Annotated in this window: 19 protein-coding genes; 6 read left to right on the top strand and 13 right to left on the bottom strand. The window is 55.8% G+C overall.

Annotation, left to right across the window (positions count from 1 at the left end):
- Nucleotides 1-107: 107 nt before the first annotated feature.
- Nucleotides 108-962, top strand: a complete 855-nt coding sequence (aroE, locus tag Pyrde_RS04730) for a shikimate dehydrogenase (RefSeq protein WP_055408652.1) — start codon at nt 108-110, stop codon at nt 960-962.
- On the opposite strand, the gene Pyrde_RS04735 is transcribed toward aroE, so the two are convergent.
- Nucleotides 959-1,354 (bottom strand): CopG family ribbon-helix-helix protein, encoded by a 396-nt coding sequence (locus Pyrde_RS04735; protein WP_055408654.1) that lies wholly within the window; start codon nt 1,352-1,354, stop codon nt 959-961. The genes aroE and Pyrde_RS04735 overlap by 4 nt on opposite strands.
- Nucleotides 1,355-1,493: 139 nt before the next feature.
- On the opposite strand from Pyrde_RS04735, the gene Pyrde_RS04740 reads away from it, so the two are divergent.
- Entirely contained in the window at nt 1,494-3,263 is a 1,770-nt protein-coding gene (locus Pyrde_RS04740) for a heavy metal translocating P-type ATPase (protein ID WP_055408656.1), read from the top strand.
- A gap of 202 nt (nt 3,264-3,465) precedes the next feature.
- Nucleotides 3,466-4,359: a ferritin family protein gene (locus tag Pyrde_RS04745; RefSeq protein WP_156328011.1), complete on the top strand. Its 894-nt coding sequence runs from the start codon at nt 3,466-3,468 to the stop codon at nt 4,357-4,359.
- A 46-nt stretch (nt 4,360-4,405) separates the two neighbouring features.
- On the opposite strand, the gene Pyrde_RS04750 is transcribed toward Pyrde_RS04745, so the two are convergent.
- Nucleotides 4,406-7,222: a hypothetical protein gene (locus tag Pyrde_RS04750; protein ID WP_055408661.1), complete on the bottom strand. Its 2,817-nt coding sequence runs from the start codon at nt 7,220-7,222 to the stop codon at nt 4,406-4,408.
- Between the two features lie 332 nt (nt 7,223-7,554).
- Between Pyrde_RS04750 and Pyrde_RS10635 the strand changes: the two genes are divergently transcribed.
- Nucleotides 7,555-8,775 carry a helix-turn-helix transcriptional regulator gene (locus tag Pyrde_RS10635; RefSeq protein WP_055408663.1) on the top strand — a complete coding sequence of 407 codons (1,221 nt, stop codon included), beginning with the start codon at nt 7,555-7,557 and terminating at the stop codon, nt 8,773-8,775.
- A gap of 74 nt (nt 8,776-8,849) precedes the next feature.
- Here the strand turns inward: Pyrde_RS10635 and Pyrde_RS04760 are convergent, their stop codons facing one another.
- The 11 genes from Pyrde_RS04760 to aroF all read right to left on the bottom strand — a co-directional run bounded on the left by Pyrde_RS04760 (nt 8,850) and on the right by aroF (nt 19,571).
- A complete protein-coding gene (locus Pyrde_RS04760) occupies nt 8,850-9,629 on the bottom strand; it encodes a beta/alpha barrel domain-containing protein (protein ID WP_180385418.1) in 780 nt (259 codons plus the stop codon).
- Between the two features lie 11 nt (nt 9,630-9,640).
- Nucleotides 9,641-10,231: an anthranilate synthase component II gene (locus Pyrde_RS04765; RefSeq protein WP_055408666.1), complete on the bottom strand. Its 591-nt coding sequence runs from the start codon at nt 10,229-10,231 to the stop codon at nt 9,641-9,643.
- A 19-nt stretch (nt 10,232-10,250) separates the two neighbouring features.
- Nucleotides 10,251-11,543 (bottom strand): anthranilate synthase component I family protein, encoded by a 1,293-nt coding sequence (locus Pyrde_RS04770; protein WP_055408668.1) that lies wholly within the window; start codon nt 11,541-11,543, stop codon nt 10,251-10,253.
- Complete coding sequence (locus Pyrde_RS04775; protein ID WP_055410739.1) at nt 11,534-12,196, bottom strand: phosphoribosylanthranilate isomerase; 663 nt, start codon at nt 12,194-12,196, stop codon at nt 11,534-11,536. Before Pyrde_RS04775 ends, Pyrde_RS04770 begins: the two co-directional genes overlap by 10 nt.
- Nucleotides 12,178-13,224 carry an anthranilate phosphoribosyltransferase gene (trpD, locus tag Pyrde_RS04780; RefSeq protein ID WP_055408670.1) on the bottom strand — a complete coding sequence of 349 codons (1,047 nt, stop codon included), beginning with the start codon at nt 13,222-13,224 and terminating at the stop codon, nt 12,178-12,180. The genes Pyrde_RS04775 and trpD overlap by 19 nt, the downstream gene beginning before the upstream one ends.
- A 6-nt stretch (nt 13,225-13,230) precedes the next feature.
- Complete coding sequence (locus Pyrde_RS04785; protein WP_055410741.1) at nt 13,231-14,532, bottom strand: TrpB-like pyridoxal phosphate-dependent enzyme; 1,302 nt, start codon at nt 14,530-14,532, stop codon at nt 13,231-13,233.
- Nucleotides 14,533-14,540: 8 nt separating this feature from the next.
- A complete protein-coding gene (trpA, locus tag Pyrde_RS04790) occupies nt 14,541-15,308 on the bottom strand; it encodes a tryptophan synthase subunit alpha (protein ID WP_055408671.1) in 768 nt (255 codons plus the stop codon).
- Nucleotides 15,309-15,389: 81 nt separating this feature from the next.
- Complete coding sequence (gene lpdA / locus Pyrde_RS04795) at nt 15,390-16,769, bottom strand: dihydrolipoyl dehydrogenase (RefSeq protein WP_055408673.1); 1,380 nt, start codon at nt 16,767-16,769, stop codon at nt 15,390-15,392.
- A 213-nt stretch (nt 16,770-16,982) separates the two neighbouring features.
- The gene (locus tag Pyrde_RS04800) at nt 16,983-17,663 is read right to left on the bottom strand and encodes a type I 3-dehydroquinate dehydratase (RefSeq protein ID WP_055408675.1); all 681 of its coding nucleotides are present in this window, start codon (nt 17,661-17,663) and stop codon (nt 16,983-16,985) included.
- Complete coding sequence (gene aroB, locus Pyrde_RS04805; protein ID WP_055408677.1) at nt 17,641-18,756, bottom strand: 3-dehydroquinate synthase; 1,116 nt, start codon at nt 18,754-18,756, stop codon at nt 17,641-17,643. Before aroB ends, Pyrde_RS04800 begins: the two co-directional genes overlap by 23 nt.
- Nucleotides 18,753-19,571: a 3-deoxy-7-phosphoheptulonate synthase gene (gene aroF / locus Pyrde_RS04810; RefSeq protein WP_055408678.1), complete on the bottom strand. Its 819-nt coding sequence runs from the start codon at nt 19,569-19,571 to the stop codon at nt 18,753-18,755. The genes aroB and aroF overlap by 4 nt, the downstream gene beginning before the upstream one ends.
- A gap of 148 nt (nt 19,572-19,719) precedes the next feature.
- On the opposite strand from aroF, the gene Pyrde_RS04815 reads away from it, so the two are divergent.
- Both Pyrde_RS04815 and Pyrde_RS04820 read left to right on the top strand, forming a co-directional pair.
- On the top strand, nt 19,720-20,574 hold the full coding sequence (locus Pyrde_RS04815; protein WP_055408680.1) for a transketolase: 855 nt from the start codon (nt 19,720-19,722) through the stop codon (nt 20,572-20,574).
- On the top strand, nt 20,552-21,520 hold the full coding sequence (locus Pyrde_RS04820) for a transketolase family protein (RefSeq protein ID WP_055408682.1): 969 nt from the start codon (nt 20,552-20,554) through the stop codon (nt 21,518-21,520). Before Pyrde_RS04815 ends, Pyrde_RS04820 begins: the two co-directional genes overlap by 23 nt.

The raw sequence follows: 21,520 nt of genomic DNA on the forward strand, positions 1-21,520 counted from the left end.
TTCCCTGATCAGCCAGGGGCCCCAGCTGCTTAGTGACTCCCTACCCGGGGTAGCTGCTAATACCCTACGCAGCAGCAGCCTAAGACCTGAAGTACGGTGGGCTAGACGTGGGGGCTCTAGGCTGCAGTCCCTCGACTAGACTCTACGGGCTTATCGGGAGCCCTATATCTCATAGCCTAAGCCCAGCAATACACTGCGCTGTATACCGTGCAGCCGGTATCGACGCTGTCTACCTGGCTTGGGACACCCCCCAGGAGAAGCTAGAGGAGCGGGTAAAAGCGCTCCGCAACCTAGCAGGAGGCTTCAACGTCACTATACCCCTCAAGGAGGCGGTACTGGGGCTCCTAGACAGCCTAGACGAGGCCGCCGAAGCGATAGGCGCTGTCAACACCGTCAGCGTTGAGGACGGGAGTCTAACCGGCTATAATACCGACTATCTAGGCGTAGCCGAGTGTCTGCGAGGCCACAGACCCCGGGTAGCCCTCATCGTGGGTGCTGGGGGCGCAGCCCGGGCCGCTGTCTACGCGCTACGGGACCTTGGCGCTGTGAAGGTGATTATCGCTAACCGTAGCCTTGGACGCGCGCAGAGGTTGGCAGAGTGGAGCAAGAGTCTGGGCCTCGACGCTCTCGCCGTCTCCCTAAGCGAGGCTGCAGGATGGGCATCAAGAGCAGACACAGTGGTCAACGCGACGCCATTGGGCAGCGAGGCCTGCTGCCCAGGCGAGGCTCCCCCAGTGCTGGATGGACTACACGAGGGCCAGGTGGTCTTTGACATGGTATACCGGCCGCTGGAAACGCTGCTTCTGAAGAGGGCCCGGGAGGCTGGAGCCAGGACCGTGGACGGGCTGTGCATGCTTGTATGGCAGGCCCTCTACGCGGACAAGATATGGCTTGGAGTGGAGCCTACCTCTGAGCTATACGAGGTTGCCCGAAGGGCTGCCCTCGATGCTATGAAGGCCTAGATGGGTATGAACCATACTCTTTCTACGCCTCGTATCCGCCTTACAGTAGACATTAGGGGCTTCAGCTCGATAGTCGATGCCTCCACTACTGCTATGTTTATGCAGCGGTTGTCGTCGAGCAATTGGTGGTAGAGCGCTCTCACTAGCGGCTGGTGGCTATGGAATGCCTCTATGACTCTGCGATCTGCTGCCGAGCCCCCGTTGTGTCGCGTAACTGTCACTATGATCCAGGTTCTCCTCTCTCGGTCCTCCCCGGTCGCCTCTAGCTGTTCAATCATCCGCCTCAGTGCTTCCCGTACTAGCTCCGAGCGACCCACGAAGCCTAGTTTTTCCACATAGTTGTCCACCTTCTCAAGCAGGCTCTCAGGTATAGAGACACTCACTATGGGCATTTCTCCCACCCATGGAGCCAAGCCATATACTAAGAACCACTACTACTCCTTAATATTCCTGATATAATTATCAATGATAGCTTTTAACAATAACTGTTATTATATCAGCACGCACTACGGCCTCTCAAGGGGCAGTAAAGTGGCTAAAACACACGCCGTAAGACTATGGATTACAGTGCTAGCAGTCAGCCTTACAGCACTAGCTCTAGAGCTGTTAGGCTGGGACGCCAGCTCACTCATAGCACTACTCGCTGTGGTGCTTCTAACAAGGTTTGCATGGAAGCTTCGAGAGAGAAGAGTAACCATAGACCTCCTCATGGGGTTCTCGCTACTAGTACTCTACCTGGAAGGCATGGTCTTCGAGGCTACGCTAGTAGCTAGCCTCTACGCCGTTGCTGAGATAGCTGAGGGCCTGGTGGAGGAGCTTGCAAGACGCCGCTTGACAAGTCTTGAGGAGTTACTCCCACGTAGTGCACTTGTCCGCCGCGACGGGAGAGTAGTGGAAGTATCAATAGGTAATGTAAAGCCTGGGGATATAGTAATAGTCCCTCACGGCGGCACCGTGCCCGTAGACTCGGTGCTGCTAAGCAGCTATGCTGTATTCGACACCTCCATGGTGACTGGCGAACACATACCGAGACGACTCGAGCGAGGTTCGCTGGTCGAGAGCGGCTATGTTAACATGACAGGGGCTGCCATAGAGCTTCGAGCTATCCGGCCTGCAGGGGAGAGTCTACTACAGCTACTAGTGCGTGAAACCGAAGAGGCTCTAGCCCGAAAGACCCGCATTGAGAGATTGTTCGAGCGTGTTATCCCCGCGTATATTGTGCTTCTCTTCGCATTGTACGCTGCCGCATCGATAACCCTCGGGCCTGATAGGGGTCTTGTAGTCATACTGGCTGGGTGCCCGAGTGCTTACATAATAGCGTCTAGCTACACCTACATGCTCTCGATAAGTCTGCTAGCTCGCCGTGGGATCGTAGTCCGAGGAGCACAGGTCCTCGAAAAGGTGCCGCGTGTATGGGCTATAGTGCTCGATAAGACAGGTACGCTTACCCTAGGCTCGCTAAAGGTTGCAAAGATAGTACCGGGGAGACGTTTCGACGAAAAGGTAGTAGATATTGTGGCAGCAGCTGCCCGTGCAAGTCTACACCCTGCATCACGGGCTATCGCAGAGCTATCCCAGGAGCCATTACCCGTAGACTACGCCCGAGAAGAGCCAGGCCGTGGCGTCGTAGCTGGGGTCGCAGGTCACCACGTGGTGCTTGGTTCCCGCAGCTTCGTGGAAGAGTATACAGGGGAGAAGCTACCTCCAAGCCCCTGTGGGAGCACGACAACCGTCTACGCTGCTGTAAATGGCGTCTACGTGGCAGCCTTCTGTCTAGAGGAGGAACTAGACCCCAGCGCCGTTGAGGTCGTGGAACATCTGAAAAACATGGGACTCCGGGTATTGATCGCGAGTGGAGACTCCCACGGTCCAGTCCGCCGAGTAGCAGAGAAGCTCGGGGTAGAATTCTACGCAGGATTCCGGCCAAGCGATAAGACCAAGCTCGTAGAGAAGCTGCAGGCCCGCGGCCCCGTAATGGTGGTGGGCGACGGAGTTAACGACCTCCCTATGCTTGCAGCCGCAGATGTAGGTGCTGCAGTAGCCCGGATAGCCCCAGTAGCCAAGAGCGCGGATGCTGTACTATTAAAGGGTCTAGTAGGCCTCAGAGACCTCTTCAACGTATCGCTAAGGTTTCATACCGCAATTATGTCAAGCCTGATAGTTGCAACAATCCTCAAACTCCTAGCACTGGTAGTAGGTATCGGAGGAGCATCTCTCCCAGTAGTTTTAGTAATTGGAGATGATGGCGCAACATTGACAGCCGTAGTAGCAGCCACTGCTAGACTGATAAGGGGGCGTTAAGCAGTCTACTAGATGGGTGCTGACTCCAGAAGTAGACGGGAAAAGGCTCAGAGCTTTTAGAGGCATGAAATGGGGTATCAGATACTAGGGTCGGTTCTAAAGTGTCCCTATCATTGGGTGGGATACAGGAGGGGTAGCTGTCATCTTACACAAGTAATAAGAGGGGTATCACCTACCACTACATACTACTGGTAGGTGTTACTTGCCAGTACCCCGGAAGCCTCGAGGTCCACCTACCGGACCCTCCTATGACGATTCTCGGCTTGCCGAGGAGTTGAAGGTTATTCTCCGTGAGAAGGCCTCTGGTTTCCTTACTGTGCTAAACTTCTACTCCCGTCAAATATATGGTTACGAGTACCATGTCGTACTAGCTCGCTCCCCTGCTTCCGCTTTTAACGTGCTTGAGACAGCATACAAAAGCAGAGCACTCTATGTAGCACGTAATCTCCTAGCAAAACCACTCATAGAAGCTCTAGGTGTAATAGATGTTGATATTAACAAGGTTGTTGAACTTGCTGCTAAAGGCGATGACAGAGGCATAATGATACTCCTCGGTCTAGCAGAAGGAGAAGTATATAATGAAGATTCTAAGGTCGAGCTCTATAAGGCAGTATCAACTGCACTAGCATGCGCATTAAGAGTTGAAAAACTTACAGCCGAGATCTATAGTCAACTCGCCGAAAAGCTCGATGATACACTCACTGCAGCATTACACTATATAGCTCGTGGTAGTCAAGCTCACGCACATGTACTCGAGCATATAGCTGAAACACTCAAGTTGGAAACGCAGCATTGTATGCCAGAGGCTAATGACATCATATCAGAGCTTGAGAAGTTACTTGAATGGCTAGAGGATAGAGACAAGATATCTCGAAGAGAAGCAATCGCAATACTAAATAAGCTTGCCAGCGCAGAAGCAACTACTAGCGAGGAGGAATACATGAGGCTACTAGTCCCACTTTTGGAAGACGCTTTTGAAGGCAAGACTTTACGTCTATTCCATGGTCTCCTTGAATCCATAATTAGGGACGAAGAAAATCATGAAAAGATAGTTAGGACTATCTATGATATACTCTTGGACGAAAATAACGATTAGTATCAGATTCACTTACCAACCGAGATGTGTTAAATTAAAAAGTGTTCTAGCCTTCTTCACTCTCTTCATTCTCGGCTTCATTATTTTCCTCGGTACTAGCAGATGCCTTCTTACCGTGTTCTTCGCGCTCCTCACTCATGTTGTTCGCAGGTAGCTGCAGCTGTTCTTGCACATTATCTAGTATCTGTTGCGCCTGGTCTAGTAGTGTGCGTGCTTGTGCCACTAAGCTCTGAGCTGTCGCAGCATCTCCGTTATCTAGAGCTTCCTTTGCCTGGTATAGCAGACTAGTGGCATTGTCTACCAACTTAGCTGCTTCATTCACCATATTTGCCAAGGTTTCGTTGGCAGTCACTATTGGCTCTAACTTGTATATGCGTTCGCGTAGATGTTCAGCTCTCTCCAGCAGATTCTCTATATCGTTCTCTAGGTTTGTAGCATAGTAGTTGCTATTTACTTCAAGAAGTTGCTTAGCTTCCTTCAGATACTCTGCTGCATCATCGATTTCACTCTGAGCTTCTTCAACTAGCTCTCTAGCTTTTTCGATGTCACCTACTGCTAGGCTATCGTTTGCTAGTGAGAGTAATGTCTTTGCTTTCTCAAGACTATTCTGTGCCTCTGCTAAATACTCGTAGATATCTGCTAGGTCTGACGTATCGTTGATAGATTCAAGGCTCTGTAACTGTTGTGTTATATTCGTTACCTGTTGCTCAAGCACAGTTATTCTCTGGTATAGGTTACCAATCTTAGCACTTAGCCATGCTGTGATGTTAGTGTAGTTACCCTGCTGTATTTGTTGCGTCTGATTGCTCATACTAACGGTCTCGCCATATTCTTCACTATACTCTTCTTCATATTCTTCACTAGCCTCGCTATTAGCTTCCTTCTTCTCCTCTATCTTTTCCTTCGCCTCTTCTTTCTTTTCTTCGACCTTTTCTTTGGCTTCTTCTTTCTTCTCTTCAGCCTCCTTCTTGGCCTCTTCCGCTTTCTCCTCGTGATCTTCCTTGTGGTAGCTCTTTTCTGCAATCTTTATTGCATTCATATACATATTTGCTATCTGGATAGTTAGCTGTGCCTTGAAGAGAGCTTCGCCCGCCTTCTCAAGCGCTTCAGTGTATAGTTCAAGTGCTTCTGCTATGTTGCCTTTCGCGAATTCCTCCTGCGCTTGCTTCATATACTCTAGTGCTTCGTGTAGCTCCTCTTGAGCATCATGTAGCTCGTCTAGAGCCTCCTCCCGTGCCTCCGTATCGTTTATCTTGTATATAGCTTGTACTGCCTGGTTTATCGCCTGCTCAGCTTCCCTTATCTTGGCCTCCACTCTCACCTTTAGCGCAGCAATAGTCTCATTGCTGATACCAGTCTGCCATTGCTTCTCCTTCTCAGGCTTTTCTTCTCCCTGACGCTGCGCAGTGACCATCATTGCTAGGTAGGCGTGCACCTTGCCGACATACCTCTCGGCCTCTGCTAGACTCCTTTCCACGTCGTCGAGTAGCTTTACCACCTTGACTAGGTCACCTTGCTCTAGCGCTACACGGGCCTCTGCAAGTGTCGCGTTAGCATCGATTAGCTCCTCCATTGCATCATGTAGTAGATCAAGTGCTTTAGGATCGCTGGTTACGTTCATTAACATAGTTATCTCTGCTTCTAGTGTGCTTATCCTCGCCGCCAACCTGTCTATTCTAGCCGCGAACGCTACCTTGACTGCCTCAGCTGCAGTGTTTGTAGCGTTCACACCCGCCTTAGCGTATATCTTGGCTGCGGTCATTACCTGCTGTACCGTCTCGTTCGCGCCAGTCATACTCTTCAGAGCAGTCTGCACCATGTTCTGCACTTCGGGATCGGCTTCCATCTGCTGAAGCCTTACACGCACCTGCTCTAGCAGTTTGAGAGCCTTAGCTAGGCTCTCCTGAAGCTGCTTCATGTACTGACCTATGTCAGTCACGTTGGTAGCATTAACCATTTGTAGTAGTCGAGTCATAGTAGCATTGTCTATCTGCATAGCCAACATGAAAGCCTTGTGAGCCTCTATTCTGGCTACCACCTGTTTCATGAGCTGCGTCACGTTCTCTGCAGTATAGTTGCCGAGCCGGGTCATGTTCCTGAGCTGCTCAGCTAGCTGTACCAGCTCAGTGTCATTCAGCTGGTGAGCCATTTCCTCTACAGTCTCGGCTATCCGCTCCATGACGCGCTGTTGTATCCTCTCCCTCACTTTCTCAGCAACTTTTTCTGTCATCTCCTTTATCCGCTCCACTACGATCTTGTGTGCCACCACTACCTCGTGTAACAGCTGCAAGACCTGCTCATCGGTCATGTTGTCTAGCTGCTGGGTAGTAACTGTCACAGCATTGTATATCGCTACTGCTTGCTCGGGTGTCACGTTTAGAACCGTTGCTATTTGCTCGGGTGTCGCGTTGAGCAGGCCTAGACCTGCTAGCGCGCTGCGCACCATGCTACTGTATATCATTACTAGTGCGCGCGCCTCGCCAGGCGTCACGTTGGTTAGATGTGTGAACGTCATATCAAATGTAGTACCTGGAGTGGATACTGATACACTCACGGTCACGTTCACTGTTACGGTCTCATTGCTTGCTGTTGTCTCAGCAGCCGTTGTTGTCTCGACTACAGCGTTTGTTGTATTCATTTCCTGGGTGGTATTCGTCTCTGTTAGATTCACAGCCACAGCAGTTACTGTGAGGTTGGTATCTGTAGTATTATCTAGGGTAGTATTTGTCGCCATTGTGTTTGTGTCCTCGGCTGCCGCGATGGTTGTTAGTAGTGGCGAAACACTGCTAATCATTAACAACATTATGAATCCTAGAGCGAGCATACGGAGCATGTTTATGTTGTATGCCTGGGTCCGGGTCATTGTTCTCACCGTCTGTGCCCCAGGAGTCAGTAGGGGGCTCTGGCTCTCAAAAGGGGGAGGCCGGGACAACGAGAATTCACAGTGTTTCGTATGCTGTGAAACAAAGCTTTGGTTTCAGAAACTAACTGAAACACTAATGTCTTAAAAGATGGGGCTGGTAAGGGGGCATGGCAGCTCGTGGAAAGCCCCTAACCCGGAGGGGCGTGCCGGCAGCGGAACCGCGTAATACTAGTCCCTGGGGTTACTAGGCCCCCTTGGGGGTCTGGGTGCTGGCACGCCCGTGCAGTAACCCGAGTAGAGATCGATGATCCCCAAACCGGAGGAGGATAGTCATGCAGGCTGTAAGATCCCGTGTAATAGTTGTCTCTGCAGCTCTACTGGCAGTAGCTATGATAATCCAGCTAGGAACAATCCATGCAGAAGCCGAGCTAACCAACGTGCCGGTTGTTACCATAGGCGGCGACGGTGTTGTAACTGTAGAGGTTAAAGGGTATGCTGAGCCTGGTCTCAACGAATACCCAGCGCCAGTACCAGCTATACCCGCTACTATAGAGGCGCGGCTTGATGGCGAGATAGTACCCGCTATCTACTCTAACAACAGTGTATTCATAGCGACCTCCACGAGCGGCAACGTCTCTATACGCTATATAGCCGACGTAGCCGAGGTTAACGGCATATTAGCGTTCAACATAACATACGATGGACTCGTAAAGCTCTACATAAGCCCCGGTGTTGTGCTTCTCGACCTCCCCCAGGGCCTGGTAAACGCTACTAGCAGTGGGGGCGCGCTGATACTTTACGTCAAGGGGCCTAGCACTGTACAGTACATCGTAGCAGCACCTGCGCCAGCACCAGCTGTAACGACCACGACAACTACAACGACCCAGACAGAGACTACACCGACAACGACCACTACAGCTACGGTAACTGCTACAGCCACGACAACACCAACAGAGACTACAACCACAGCAGTGACGACTACGACAAGCCCTCCACAGACACAGGAGACGACAACCACTCAGACAACGACTACACAAATTACAGAAACAGTTACTGAGACAGAAACTTCGCCAACAGAGACCACAACAACCACCACAACTCACATTGAGACAGAGACTACGGCTGCAACAACAGCCACTATGCCTGCTGCTACATCAACTGCACCAGCCGCAACAGCAGCTGAAGAGACGAGAGGCGGTACCTCCATACTACCGATAGTAGCTGTCATAATAGTTGTCGCTGCCATCGGCGGCTACATGGTGTTGCGAAGGGGAAATTTTCGTAGCGGGGGCGTAGGCTCTCCCGCATCACTCCAAGTAGTCTCCGGCGCTACCCTCGACGACGTAGACCGGCTAATACTCCGTAAACTACGTGAACACGGCGGCTCGATGCTGCAAAGTCAACTGCTGAGAGAGACCGGGATACCGAAGACCACGCTATGGAGACACGTGAGGAGGCTAGCAGAGCAAGGCTACATCAAGATAGAAAAGGAAGGTAAGTCCAATAGGCTGACGCTAGTAAGGGAGCCGCCAGATGAAAACCAACGGAAGTAGCGTAAGCTACGTGTACCGATTTTCCGCATTCCGCAACTAATATGAGTCTTTTTCCATAAAATTGATTAAGGAGTTTATGCCAGCTTGTATCCTCTTAGCCTTTCTGGGAGCTTACGTACCTCCAGAGGACTCTTCATTGCCCAGGTGCCTATTAGTAGAGCATCTGCCCCAGCTTGTGCCAGACTTACAGCCTTCTCAGCACTATCTATGCTACTTTCTGCAACAAGTAGTGCAGCAGTAGGTTTGCGGGCTGATGCCTTGGTTATCTCTTGGAGGAGACGCTGGTAGCTTATCTCTAGGGTTTCTAGGTTTCGTGCATTTATCCCGACTAGTGCCTCTGGGTAGGTGTGCATGGTCTCTACCGCGTCTTCCGCGTTGTTGGTCTCTATGAGTACCTCTAAGCCCAGGCTTCTCGCCTCCTGGTAGAGCGTGTCGAGCTGTTTCCAGCCGAGCATGTCCAATATGAGGAGTACAGCTGAGGCGCTAGCGCGCCGGTACTCCTCCAGCTGGGCCCGCGATGAGGCGAAATCCTTGGCTAGCACGGGACGGTACCGGGCGAAGAAGGCAACGAGTTCGGTGCTGCCACAGAACCAGTAGGGCTCTACGAGCACCGAGTAGGCGTCCGCGGCGGGCAGTGTTGCCTCTAGGTAGCTCCAGGGCGTGTGGTAGGCTACGAAGCCTCGGGGGCTGCACCGTTTATACTCGATTATCAGTGCTGGTCTCTTCTCCTGCTGGACGGTGTGCTCTACTGCTTGGCGAAGGCTCATCGGCTCCGGGGGTGATGATAGTAGCTCTGTCCGTTCCCGGCTCCGCTTGTAGGCTTCCGCTAGGAAGCCCCTGGGGATGTGCTCCATGTTCTCTTGCCTCACCATGGGTCGTCTAGGAAGTTGCGTAGTATCCTGGGTCCTGTGGGCGATGCTACGCTCTCGGGGTGGAACTGTACTCCGTGGACGGGGTACTCGACGTGCCTTAGCCCCATTATCTCGCCGTCGCTCCGGCTCCGGGCCGTGACCTCAAGGTGCTCTGGTGGATCGCCTACGACTAGGCTGTGGTAGCGGACCGCAGTGAAGACTCGGGGGACGCCGCGGTAGAGCCTGTTCCCGTAGTGTTCTATCACGTCTAGCTTCCCGTGCATTATCCTGCGAGCACGGCGTATCTTGGCACCGTAGGCCACTCCGACTACCTGGTGGCCCATACAGACGCCTAGTATCGGGATGCGGGGGCCGAGGCGGCGGACTAGCTCCACTGATATGCCTACGTCGCGTTTTACCAGCGGGTTACCGGGGCCTGGCGATATTATGATCCTGTCCGGGTTTATTCTCTCGACACCTGAGATTGTTATCTCATCGTTCCTCACCACTATGCTGCGGGCGCCCTGCTCGGCAAGAACGTGCACCAGGTTGTAGACGAAGCTGTCGTAATTATCTATTATGAGGACGAGTGTGTCGTAGGCCAAGGGTCTCCTAACCCCCTCTCTACTCTACGCCTAGAGCACGACGTATCGCAGCCAGCTTGTGGTGTGTCTCCATGTACTCCCGCTCGGGCCGGGAGTCGTAGACTATGCCGGCGCCCGCTCGTGTCTCCACCGTCGAGTCGTCTATGCTCCATATGCTCCTTATCACTATGGCTGTCTCGCCAGCATAGCCTGCATAGACGCCTGCAGCCCCTGCATAGGGCCCCCGGGGGCTGTCCTCAAGACGCGCAATTGTCTCCATAGCGCGCGGCTTAGGGGCACCTGAAACCGTACCCGCAGGATTCACCGCTGCTAGCACGGTCGCATAGTCTACGCCAGGGAGCGCCACCGCCTCTACACGGCTAACTATGTGCTGCACCGCGCTATACTTCTCTATGTCCATGAACCGGGTCACTCTTACTGTGCCTGGGGCTGCGTAGCGACCCAGGTCGTTGCGAGCCAGGTCCACCAGCATGAGGTGCTCAGCTTGCTCCTTCTCGTCCCGGAGTAGCTCCTCCTCAAGCGCGAGATCCTCTTCCGGCGTCTTGCCTCGCGGCCTCGTCCCGGCTATTGGGTGCGTCTCTAGCCGGCCGTTCTCCATCCGGACGAGCAGCTCTGGGCTAGACCCCGCTATCCAGCGCTCCCCGAGCCTCATGTAGAACATGTAGGGCGACGGATTCCCGTCCGCAAGCCGGCTATAGAGCGCTATGGGCCTCCCCTTGTACTCGTAGCGCTCCAGCCGGGAGAGCACCACTTGGAGGAACTCACCTCTCGCCAGCAGCTCGATAGCCTCTCGGACCCAGGCCTCGAACGCTTGACGAGGTGTCTCCTCGACGGGGCCTCGGGCCCTGACCCAGCCGTCTATGCTCTGCTCGCCGATCTCAGCGTCTCCCGGACATATTGTTACATGTCCACGTGCATTATCATAGACTACGAGTGTCTCCGGCTCAAAGACCGCTACTACAGGCCACGAATGCTGCTTCAGTATGGGTGCTAGCCACGGCTCAGCTGCTGCTACCGCCTCGTAGCCGACTACACCGAACACCATATTCCGGCATGGTATACTGGTACATTCGCTCCCGGCGACCCGCCGTAAAGCGTTGTAAGCCTCTAGAGGGTTGTACTCCTCTACCACCTGGCGGGCGCCATAGGCTACTATCGTGTAGCGAGCCTTCTCGCTAGGCCCGCTACCGCTCTCTAGGAGCGCGACGTACCCGGTGCGCTCCTCTGCCCAGGCTGCGAGGCGGCGAGACTCTGGCGCCTTAGAGAGGGGTATACGGCGACAGTCTTGCCACATGAAGTCTGCTAGCTGCATTGCCCGAGCACCTCTATCAGCTGCTTCACCTTCTCTAGATCCTTGCGGCCAGGCTCGGCCTCAACACCACTACTCACATCAATCATGTAGACCCCGGTAGAAGCTGCTAGGCAGACGTTACCTGGATCTATGCCGCCAGCTGCCGCTGCGCGTTCTGTACAACTGACGGCACGACAGTAGGCGTCGAGAGGGACCCTTAGCCCGGCCCGGTAGCGCTTCTTGAGAGTCTTCAAGGCATCTACGAGGAGGTACTCATGGACCGGTACGGCTTGTGCTACGCTGCAGGGGTCAGGGGCTAGTCTTTCTCCATTCCATAGCGAGACGGGGGCCAGTCCCATGCCTAGCTCCTCTAGACCGGTTGCCAGACTTTCCAGCTCTCCTGGGTTGGCAGGCTGGTGATACTGGAGCACGTGGAACACCTCTAGCCTCGCCGCCAGGTCTAGGGCCTCATGCGGTGTATAGCCGTGAGCTACGAGGACGCGACGGCTCTTTGCTACAGTCTCCACGAGGTCGCGGGCCTTGCTGGGTTCGAGCACTCTGGGCGACACCTTCTCTCTGGCTACTATGAAGCCGAGGTAGTCGGCTAGCCCGTCAAGCGCTTCGACGTCGTCTCTACGTGTGAGCCCGCATATCTTCAGCTTTGGCCGCAGCATTGCTGACAAGCCTCGCGGAGCTTGTTTATGAACCCGGCTACTGTACCGTCTTCTAGAGCCTGGATAGCCGCCTCTACACCGTCACGGAGGCTCTTTACACGCCCTGCCGCGTAGAGCGCTGCAGCCGCATTGGCCGCGATGAAGTCGCGGTCGCTGGGCCTCCCTCCGCCATGGATTACTGCTAGGAATCGTTCAACGCTCTCGCTAGGCGTCTCTACCTGGAGCTCTCTGAGGTTGTACCGCTTCAGCCCCAGGTCCTCAGGCTCTACTGTGTACTTCTCGAGCACACCATTGTTTAGCTCGTAGACTATTGTCTCGCCGGATACGCTTACCTCGTCTATCCCCGGCTCACCGTGGACTACAAGGAGCCGCTCGTAGCCCAACATGGCGCCCGCCGATACCATCACGTCTAGCAGCTCTGGCCGTGCTACACCTAGCACCTGGCGGCGAATCATACCAGGATTCGCGAGGGGGCCTACGAGGTTGAAGACCGTTCTTATGCCGAGCCTACGGCGGATCGGCATAACCCTCTTCATCGCGGGATGGTAGCGGGGCGCGTAGAGGAAGGCGAAGCCCACGCGTGTCAGCATGCATTCTGCCTCGCGTGGGCCATGGTCTATCCGGTAGCCCAGAGCCTCCAAGAAGTCTGCGCTCCCGCTACGGCTGCTCACACTCCGATTACCATGTTTTAGGACTGGTACGCCGAGGCTAGCTGCTATCAGTGCGGCTGACGTCGAGGCATTCAATGTATGGGAGCCGTCGCCTCCCGTGCCCGCAGTGTCTATGGGATCTAGGCCATTGACGTCTACTCTTTCGCAGGCTTCGCGCAGCGCTGTAGCGAAGCCCGCTACTATGTCTGGTGTCTCGCCGTAGGCCCGTAGGGCTACCAATATCGCGGCTATTGATACATCGTCTAGCCCACCACTCAGCATGGCTGCTGCTATCTTCCTGGCATCGTGAAAGCCTATGCCCGCGCCGCTTAGAAGTGCCTCTAGTACCCTAGGTAAGTCTATGCCCTCGTTCTGCATTAGCTATCACCTCCTCCCATCATTGGGCTCGGGGATCCGGCCCTCCACTATCCTAGAGCTTATCTTCTCGTAGGCGTCAATATCCATGAAACCGTGGCCGCTTAAGTTGAAAACCACGACAGAGCCTGGCTCGGCGCGGCGAGCCGTATCGATGACAGCCTTTATCGCATGAGTACTTTCAGGTGCCGGGAGTATGCCCTCCGCCTTGGCGAAGATACGTGCCGCCTCGAAGACCTCTTCTTGGCTGTAAGCCACTGCCTCTACTAAGCCCAGTTTCCTAAGGAGTGATAGGCTAGGGGCAGCACCATGGTAGCGGAGACCAGCAGCATGTATCGGCGGCGGTACATAGTCCTTACCGAGACTATACATCTTGGCGAGGGGGAGGACTAGCCCCGTGTCAAGACCATCGTAGCGGTATGTACCCTTGCTGAGCCTAGGCGCTGCCTGGGACTCTGCCGCTATGAATCGTGTTTTCTCGAAGCCCTCGCCGCGGAGCTGCATACCTAGTGCTGGGTAGGTGAAACCAGCCATGTTACTGCCGCCGCCGACGCATGCTATCATGTAGTCTGGCTCCTCGGGGAGCTGCTGGAGAAGCTCCTGGCCTATCACTGTCTGGTGTGTGATAACACTTTCGAGCACAGAGCCTGCGACATAGCGGCGCCGGGGATTCTCAAGCACATATTCTATTGCCTCTGTTATTGCTAGACCCAAGCTGCCGGGGTGGTTGGGACGCTCTCGTAGCGCCCGCCGGCCCGCCTCCGTCACGGTGCTAGGACTGGGGTGTACAGTGGCGCCTAGCGTCTGCATGGCTACACGGCGGGGTTTCTTCTTCTCGTAGCTGCTCCGCGTCATGAAGACTGTTGCCTTGAGCCCCAGCATGGCTGCTGCCATGGAGACTGCTAGGCCCCACTGGCCCGCCCCGGTCTCAGTGGCAACCTCCTCGGCGCCGTCGAGGAGAGCATAGTAGACCTGCGGTACAGCCGTGTTGAGCTTATGACTACCTGTGGGCAGTATACCCTCGTACTTATAGTATATTCGCACTCTACCGTGGACTCCAATGGCCTTCTCTAGTCCCTCGGCGCGTATGAGTGGGGTCGGCCTGCCGGCCTTCCTGTAGACTTCGCGGACGCGCTCGGGTATCGGTATGAGCCGGCTGAGCGTATACTCTTCGTCTATGAGCCTGGAGGGTAGTATCCTTACCAGCAGTGCTATCCTCGAGTCCTCGTCCTCGAGTGGGTCTAGGAGCGGTGGCAGCGGCACCGGCAGGTCGGCTATTATGTTGTACCAGTAGCGGGGCACATCAACCATAAGCTTGGTCACCTCTCCTCTTGGCTGTGTTTTACAGAGTGTACGGCCTGGTAGATGCCACAGGCTAGGCTCTTGGCTTCGTCGATGTCCTTCTCCTCGAGGAGCCGTATGATCGCCGAGCCGACCACTACCGCGTCGGCTCCGCTCCGGATCAGCGCTGCTGCTGTCTCTGGCCGGTGTATTGCGAACCCGGTGAGCAGGTACCGGTCGCCGATCAGCATCCTGGCTAGACGGACGTTCTTCTCCACGGCTATCGGCAGCTCGACTCCAGTGGCTGGCTGTAGACCTAGGTAGATGTAGAGCGGGTTTAACGCCGCGTAGCGCTGCAGCCAGTTGTGCGGGAACCTGCTCGAGGCGAAGAAGCAGGGTCGCAGTCCTGCACGCTCGCTTTCCTCGACGTATGTGTCGAGCATCTCGGGGTAGTCGAAGGCGAGGTCGGGTAGCAATACGCAGCCAGCGCCAGCAGATGCTGCTGCCTCGAGCAGCTCGCGTAGATTGTCTACATAATCCTCCATGTACGCCATTAGGGTGAACGGCTTGTCCACGTTAGTCTTTTCTAGAAGTTTTAGCGCTTTCAGACCCCGCAGCCCTGCTGAGACTACACGACGGTGCGACGCGCGTACTGTAGGCCCATCATACTTAGGCCTCGCTGTCGGCAGCCCCAGCTCGTAGAAGTCCACACAGCTAGAGAATCTCTCAAGGATCCGAGAGAACTGGGCCGGCTCGGGGAACCCAAGGGTGAGGTAGACGCTAAACCCCGGCCGGCTTAACTCCATTGGCAGGACATCACTCCCACTCCCTCCGCCAGAAGGCCTTGTCCAGGACTAGCTGGCCCACTAAACTCCCACTATAAAAAACTAGCGGCGCCGGACTCTCCGGGTCATATAGTGGGTGGGCCTACCCAGAGCCACCTCAGCAACCTCCTGTAGTGCTTCGCTAACCGAAGGATGTGGGTGCACAACGCTGGCTAGTTCTTCTAGAGTCACACCCTTCTCTACCGCGAGAGCGACTTCAGCTATGAACTCCGAAGCGCGTGGCGCTGCCGCGACGACGCCTAGCACCCGGAGGCTCCGCTCCTCGTACACTATCTTGACGAGCCCCGCCTCTGCACCCTCCATTACTGCTGACGCTATACCTCCCAGCCTTATCCGGGTCTCAGCAGCATCTAGGCCCGCCTTACGGGCCTCCTCTAGCGTGTAGCCCACCTGTGCTAGCTCAGGCTCCATGTAGACCACCATCGGGACTGCTTTTTGCTTGTAGACCGCTTTGCCGCCTGCAGCGTTCACCCCAGCGACGATGGACTGCGCCATAGCCTTGTGTGCGAGAAGAGGCGGCCCCGCTGCATCACCCGCCGCGTAGACCCCTGGAGCACTTGTGGCCATGTAATCGTCGACCTTTATGTAGCCCTTCTCGTCCAGCTCCACGCCAGCCTCCTCTAAGCCCATGCCATGGGTCGAGGGCCGCCGCCCAGTGGCAACGAGTACCGCGTCAGTCTCTATTCTCTCCCCGTTCTCTAGCACCGCTTCCACGTTATTCTTGCCGCGCTCTAGCCTGGCTATCCGGGTAGACGTGTACACCTTTACACCGAGGCTTCTGAGCCACCTCTTGGCGGTTAGCGACAGGTCCCGGTCCATGCCGGGCAGTAGCCGGGGCATCAGCTCCACGAGGTAGACCTCGACGCCGAGCCGGGCCATGATATCCGCGTACTCGACGCCGATAGGGCCCCCACCTACTATGAGGAGCCTCTGGGGCAGCTCCTCTAGACTCAAGAAGCTACGGTTATCGTGTACTTGGCGGCCGTCGGGCTCCAAGCCCGGCGGCGACCAAGGCTCGGTACCAGGAGCCAGCACCACCTTCTCGGCCTCGAGGACGAGGTTCCCAGCCTCCACTATCCCCCCGGGACGGAGCCGAGCCCTAGCCCGGATGACGTCTATATCGTAGCCTTCTAGGAGCTGCTCTATCCCGGCCCGTATCCTATCGACAACCCTCATAGCCTCACGGATCAGCTTCCCGCGTTCAAGCTCAACCCTGCCTACAGAGGAGACTATGTCAGCAGCGAGTGCTATGCGGCGCAGAGCCTTAGTCGGTATACAGCCGTAGTTCGTACATTCGCCGCCAAGGGCTCGTGCCTCTACGAGAGCCACGCGGAGACCCATCTGGGCTGCATGGACGGCCGCAGGGTAGCCTCCCGGCCCTCCACCGATAACCACTAAGTCGTACCTACGAGTCTCAGCCAAAGTCCAGCCCCAAGGCCGGGGGTCGAGCTTCCGGAGATAACTCTATCCAGCCCTAGACCATCATAACAGAACAGATTCAAAATACGGCCGCTCGATTAACGGCGTTCTCTCCACCAAACCGAGAAGACCATAGGCGGTCAGGGGCCACTAAGACTCACCGAGGCCGTGTCTATACTCGCTATCGTCCCGGGTTTAATCGTGAAGTGCTGGAAGCTAGTCTAAAGCGCCCAGGAGCCTCCATGCCTGGATTAGTTCTCTCAGTGTTAACTGGCCTGGTGCTACGGGCTCGCCGAGGCTAGCATAGGTGAGGGCACCACCCATCAACGGGGCTAGTATCCTCGATAGCCTGCCTTGCGGCCCCATGGCGAACGCTGCTACTCTGCCCGGCCACTTGGCGTTAATGCCTAGTACTTTCCAGTTGTCCTCTAGGGTTCTAGCCGTTGTCACTATCTTGGCTATCGCCGCGCCGCGCCGGATCATGTCGCCCGCGTAGCTATAGAGCACCTCGGATGGGGGTGTCCAGCGGAAATCGTGGATCGAGACTATTACGCGGCCTTTCGCAACGGAGAGTGCTTCGTCGAGGAGGCTGAACCGGTACTCGAGGTCTATGAGCCAGGCCCCGTGATCCAGTAGCGCCAGTAGCGTGTCCAGCTTTTCCTTGTCGGGGCCAGTGTAACGGCCGCCCTCGCGGCTATCGCGGAGCGTGGCTATAGCCCTAATCCCCCGGCTAGAGAGCTCCTCTACGGCGCAGCGAGCCTCCTCGAGACCATAGCCTAGTAGATCTAGTCTTAGCTCGACTATTCGGCAGCCCTCTCCTGCAGCTGCCTCTGCTAGGCGCTTGGGCTCGCTCGGCTCCGGTATGCAAGCTACCTTATTGAGTAGACTTGGCTGCAATGTGCCACGCCTCAGCAAGCAGCTCTAGAGCCTCATCCACCTTCATGGCGACTAGTGTAGGGCTACCTATCTCCTTGAGCATAGGTACGAGTATCTTGTCTCCACGCCTCTTCTTGTCCAGCATTATTGCTTGGAGTGTTTCCTGGGGGTCTAGTCCGGGGGGCGGCGCTGTGGGGAGGCCTAGGGCTGAGAGGAGTTGACGTATCTCCTCTATGTCCTCCCTGGGCGTGCCCAGCTTCAGTGTTGCAGCAATTCCTTCCACAACTAGACCGATGGCCACTGCATATCCGTGCCTCATCGAGTAATCCATAGCCTTCTCTATGGCGTGTGCGACTGTATGGCCTAGGTTGAGTATCATCCTGTCCCCGCGTTTCTCCCTATAGTCCTTCACCACGATGTCCATCTTCACGTCTAGGCTATACTTTATCGCCTTAGTCAGCACCTCCGGATCCCTATCTAGCAGCTTCTGGGAGTTCTCGCGGAGCCACTCAAGGAGGCTACGACCGTGTATAGCCGCATGCTTCACTATCTCAGCGAGACCAGAGATGTACTCCTCCTCGGGCAGCGTCTCTAGAAGGTCCACGTCGGCTATCACTATCCGGGGATGATGAAATACTCCCACGATGTTCTTAGCCTCAAGGTTCACCGCTGTCTTGCCACCGACAGCCGCGTCGGCCATAGCTAGGAGCGTGGTTGGCACCGTAGCCCAGTCTATCCCCCTCATGTAGGTGGCTGCCGCGAAGCCCGCCGTGTCAGAGACTGCGCCACCACCGTAGGCTACTAGGAGCGCGTCGCGGGGGATATTCTCCCGGGCCATCCAGTTCCAGAGCCACGCGACAGTCTCCAGGCTCTTTGTCTCCTCGCCGCCGGGCAGCTCTGTAAAGTGGACATGAATTCCAGCGTCCTGTAGGCTTGCAAGCAAGTCGCGGAGCATGCTTCGTGGCGCGCCAGCATCCGCGACCACTACTGCTGCAGAGTAGGGGCCTTGCTCTAGCGCTAGCTGGCCTAGCTGCCGCCTAGCTCCCGGACCAACAATTATAGCTACGTCGTGGCTGTCCTGGATTACCCAGCAGCTACGCTCTACCTGGTTCATATGAGCCCAGCTCCCCGTAGCTGGTCTACAAGCTCCTCGAGCATCTTAAACGGTAGCTGTTGCTTCGAGTCGCTGAGCGCCTTGTCGGGGCTCGGATGCACCTCCATCATTATTCCATGGGCTCCGGCTGCTAGGGCTGCACGGGCTAGCGGAGGTACTAGACTGCGTTTACCAGCAGGGTGGCTTACATCGACTATCACGGGCAGCCGTGAGATCTCCTTGATTATCGGGACTACCGTTATGTCTAGGCTGAAGCGTGCGTACTCGTTGAAGCCCCTTGTTCCTCTCTCGACGAGAGCTACCTCTTCTAGGCCGCCTGCTAGGAGGTATTCGGCACTGCATAGCCATTCGTTTATCGTGGCCCCGAAGTGTCTCTTTAGGAGGACTGGCTTCCCGGCCTTGGCTAGCTCGCGTAGGAGCGGCGTGTTCTGCATGTTACGGGCTCCAACCCATATTATGTCGACGTATTCTGCCGCCGTTGCTACGTCGCGGGGATCCATTACTTCGGTGGCTACGGGCAGGCCCACCTTGTCGCCGGCCTCGCGGAGCCACTCAAGCGCGCGTGCCCCGTGGCCCTGGAAGCTGTAGGGGCTAGTACGGGGCTTCCAGGCACCACCCCGTATCACTACGTTCCTGAAGCCATGCTTGTCGACGAATATTCTCTTTATCGCCTCTGCAGTCTCTATAATCATGTCCCTATCCTCTATACTGCATGGCCCAACTATGACTACTGGGGTCTCGCCGCCTATCTCGACGTCTCTTACCCGGAAGCGCACCGGCTCGCCGGTTTCGCGAAGTACACGTCTGCACTCCATACTCTTTAGCACCCCCTCTGCATCACACTCATACGAGCCGCTCTTGGGGTTTGTGCTTAGCGCCCTGGGAGCAGCGGGACGCGAAAGGGCTTTATACCGTTCCCACTCTGGTGGGCCTCCCTGGGCTCTAAAACGAAGCGAGTTAGCTGTGGAGGGGGGACAGCTTATTGTATCGAAGCTAGGCGGAATAGCTCAGGCGGGTGATGCTATTGGAATTTCGCTGAGCGAGAAGCTCCACGAGATATCCCTCCGGGCCCGTCGGCGCATTATACGCATGGGCATTATCGAGAAAAGCGTCCATGTTGGTGCCTCGCTCAGCGTCCTTGATATCCTTGTCACGCTTTACTTCGGCCGGGGGCTCCGGAGGACCGGCAACCGCCCCACTGAGCGCGACTGGCTAATACTAAGCAAGGGTCACGCTGTACCCGCGCTCTACGCAGTCCTAGCAGAGAAGGGGCTAATACCAGAGGATCGCCTAGACGCCATAAGGGCTATCGACGGGCTCGAGGGGCACCCCGACTATACTACTGAAGGCATTGACGTCTCTACGGGCAGCCTCGGCCAAGGTCTAAGCATAGCCGCCGGCATAGCCTACGCTATGAGGCTGGATGGCACCGAGGATAGGCATCGAGTGTACGTGATACTCGGCGACGGCGAGCTAGACGAGGGCCAGGTCTGGGAAGCCGCAGCAACCGTGGCACACCTAGGGCTTCGCAGCGTAGTAGCTATTGTTGATGTTAACGGATTCCAGCTCGACGGTCCTGTCGAGGCTATCAAGACTAAGGGCGACCTGGTGCTCCGCTGGCGTAGTCTAGGCTGGAGCGTAGTGGAGGTTGACGGCCACGATTATGAGATGCTCCTTTCAGCACTGAGGGTGGCCGACCAGGAGAAGAGGCCCACAGTCATACTAGCCTACACACGCCGCGGAAAGGGGCTCGGCTTCCTAGAAGCTAGTGGGGGTCAGCACATTGACCGCAAGCATGCAGACCGGTTTACCGAGTGAGCTAAAGGGTGTCACACGAATACGTGATGCCGTCGGCAAGGCACTACTGTTCCTCGGCGACACTGACCCCGACGTAGTGGTACTGACAGCCGATGTTGCCAGGAGTACTAGGACCTCATGGTTTGCAGACCGGTTCCCCGAGAGGTTCGTAAACATAGGCATCTCCGAACAAGACATGGTGGGGTTCGCCGCCGGGCTAGCATTAGCCGGTAAGAAGCCTTACGCAGCCGCGTTCGCAATGTTCCTTATGAGGGCCTGGGAGCAGATAAGGAACAGTATTGATCGAATGAACCTCGACGTGAAGCTAATAGCCACACATAGCGGGTTTAGCGATCATGGTGACGGTGCTAGCCACCAGAGCCTTGAGGACATAGCATTAATGCGTGTCCTCCATAACATGGCTGTAGTGGTTCCTGCCGATCCACCACAGGCCTACAAGGCTGTAGTGAGGATCCACGAGGAAGTAAGGGGACCTGTCTACTTCAGAATAGGGCGTGACTACTCTCCCACTGTCACTGACCCCGCCTCTGACTACAAGTTCGGAGAGCTGGAGATACTCCGGGACGGCTCCGACATAGCCATCGTCTCCGCCGGGCCACTGCTCGCCCAGGTATTGGAGGCTACCGAGGCTCTGCAGAGGGAAGGCGTAGACGCCGCAGTGGCGAATCTACACACGGTTAAGCCGCTAGACGAGCAAGGGCTAGAGGCTCTAGCCCGGCGCACCGGGCTGCTAGTAGTCGTTGAGGAGCACTTTCCCAGAGGCGGGCTCTTCGGCGCCGTAGCAGAGGCACTGGCGCAGCGCTACCCGGTTCCAGTATACCCGATCGCCGCCAAGAGCTACGGGCATAGCGCGCGCAGCGTGCTCGACCTCTATCGTGAGCACGCCCTCCTAGCTGATTCGATAGCCTCACGCATCCTCGAGATAATAGGCCGGCATAAGAGGTGA

The organism is Pyrodictium delaneyi (assembly GCF_001412615.1).
GTDB lineage: Archaea > Thermoproteota > Thermoprotei_A > Sulfolobales > Pyrodictiaceae > Pyrodictium > Pyrodictium delaneyi.

What these genes read in the sequence shown, in the direction of transcription:
- Pyrde_RS04770 (WP_055408668.1), bottom strand. Translation starts at nt 11,543, where the DNA reads ATGCAGCTAGCAGACTTCATGTGGCAAGACTGTCGCCGTATACCCCTC.
- aroF (WP_055408678.1), bottom strand. Translation starts at nt 19,571, where the DNA reads ATGGAGTGCAGACGTGTACTTCGCGAAACCGGCGAGCCGGTGCGCTTC.
- Pyrde_RS04750 (WP_055408661.1), bottom strand. Translation starts at nt 7,222, where the DNA reads ATGACCCGGACCCAGGCATACAACATAAACATGCTCCGTATGCTCGCT.
- aroB (WP_055408677.1), bottom strand. Translation starts at nt 18,756, where the DNA reads ATGAACCAGGTAGAGCGTAGCTGCTGGGTAATCCAGGACAGCCACGAC.
- trpD (WP_055408670.1), bottom strand. Translation starts at nt 13,224, where the DNA reads ATGCAGAACGAGGGCATAGACTTACCTAGGGTACTAGAGGCACTTCTA.
- Pyrde_RS04760 (WP_180385418.1), bottom strand. Translation starts at nt 9,629, where the DNA reads ATGGAGCACATCCCCAGGGGCTTCCTAGCGGAAGCCTACAAGCGGAGC.
- Pyrde_RS04820 (WP_055408682.1), top strand. Translation starts at nt 20,552, where the DNA reads ATGCAGACCGGTTTACCGAGTGAGCTAAAGGGTGTCACACGAATACGT.
- trpA (WP_055408671.1), bottom strand. Translation starts at nt 15,308, where the DNA reads ATGGAGTTAAGCCGGCCGGGGTTTAGCGTCTACCTCACCCTTGGGTTC.
- Pyrde_RS04735 (WP_055408654.1), bottom strand. Translation starts at nt 1,354, where the DNA reads ATGCCCATAGTGAGTGTCTCTATACCTGAGAGCCTGCTTGAGAAGGTG.
- Pyrde_RS04785 (WP_055410741.1), bottom strand. Translation starts at nt 14,532, where the DNA reads ATGGTTGATGTGCCCCGCTACTGGTACAACATAATAGCCGACCTGCCG.
- Pyrde_RS10635 (WP_055408663.1), top strand. Translation starts at nt 7,555, where the DNA reads ATGCAGGCTGTAAGATCCCGTGTAATAGTTGTCTCTGCAGCTCTACTG.
- Pyrde_RS04775 (WP_055410739.1), bottom strand. Translation starts at nt 12,196, where the DNA reads ATGCTGCGGCCAAAGCTGAAGATATGCGGGCTCACACGTAGAGACGAC.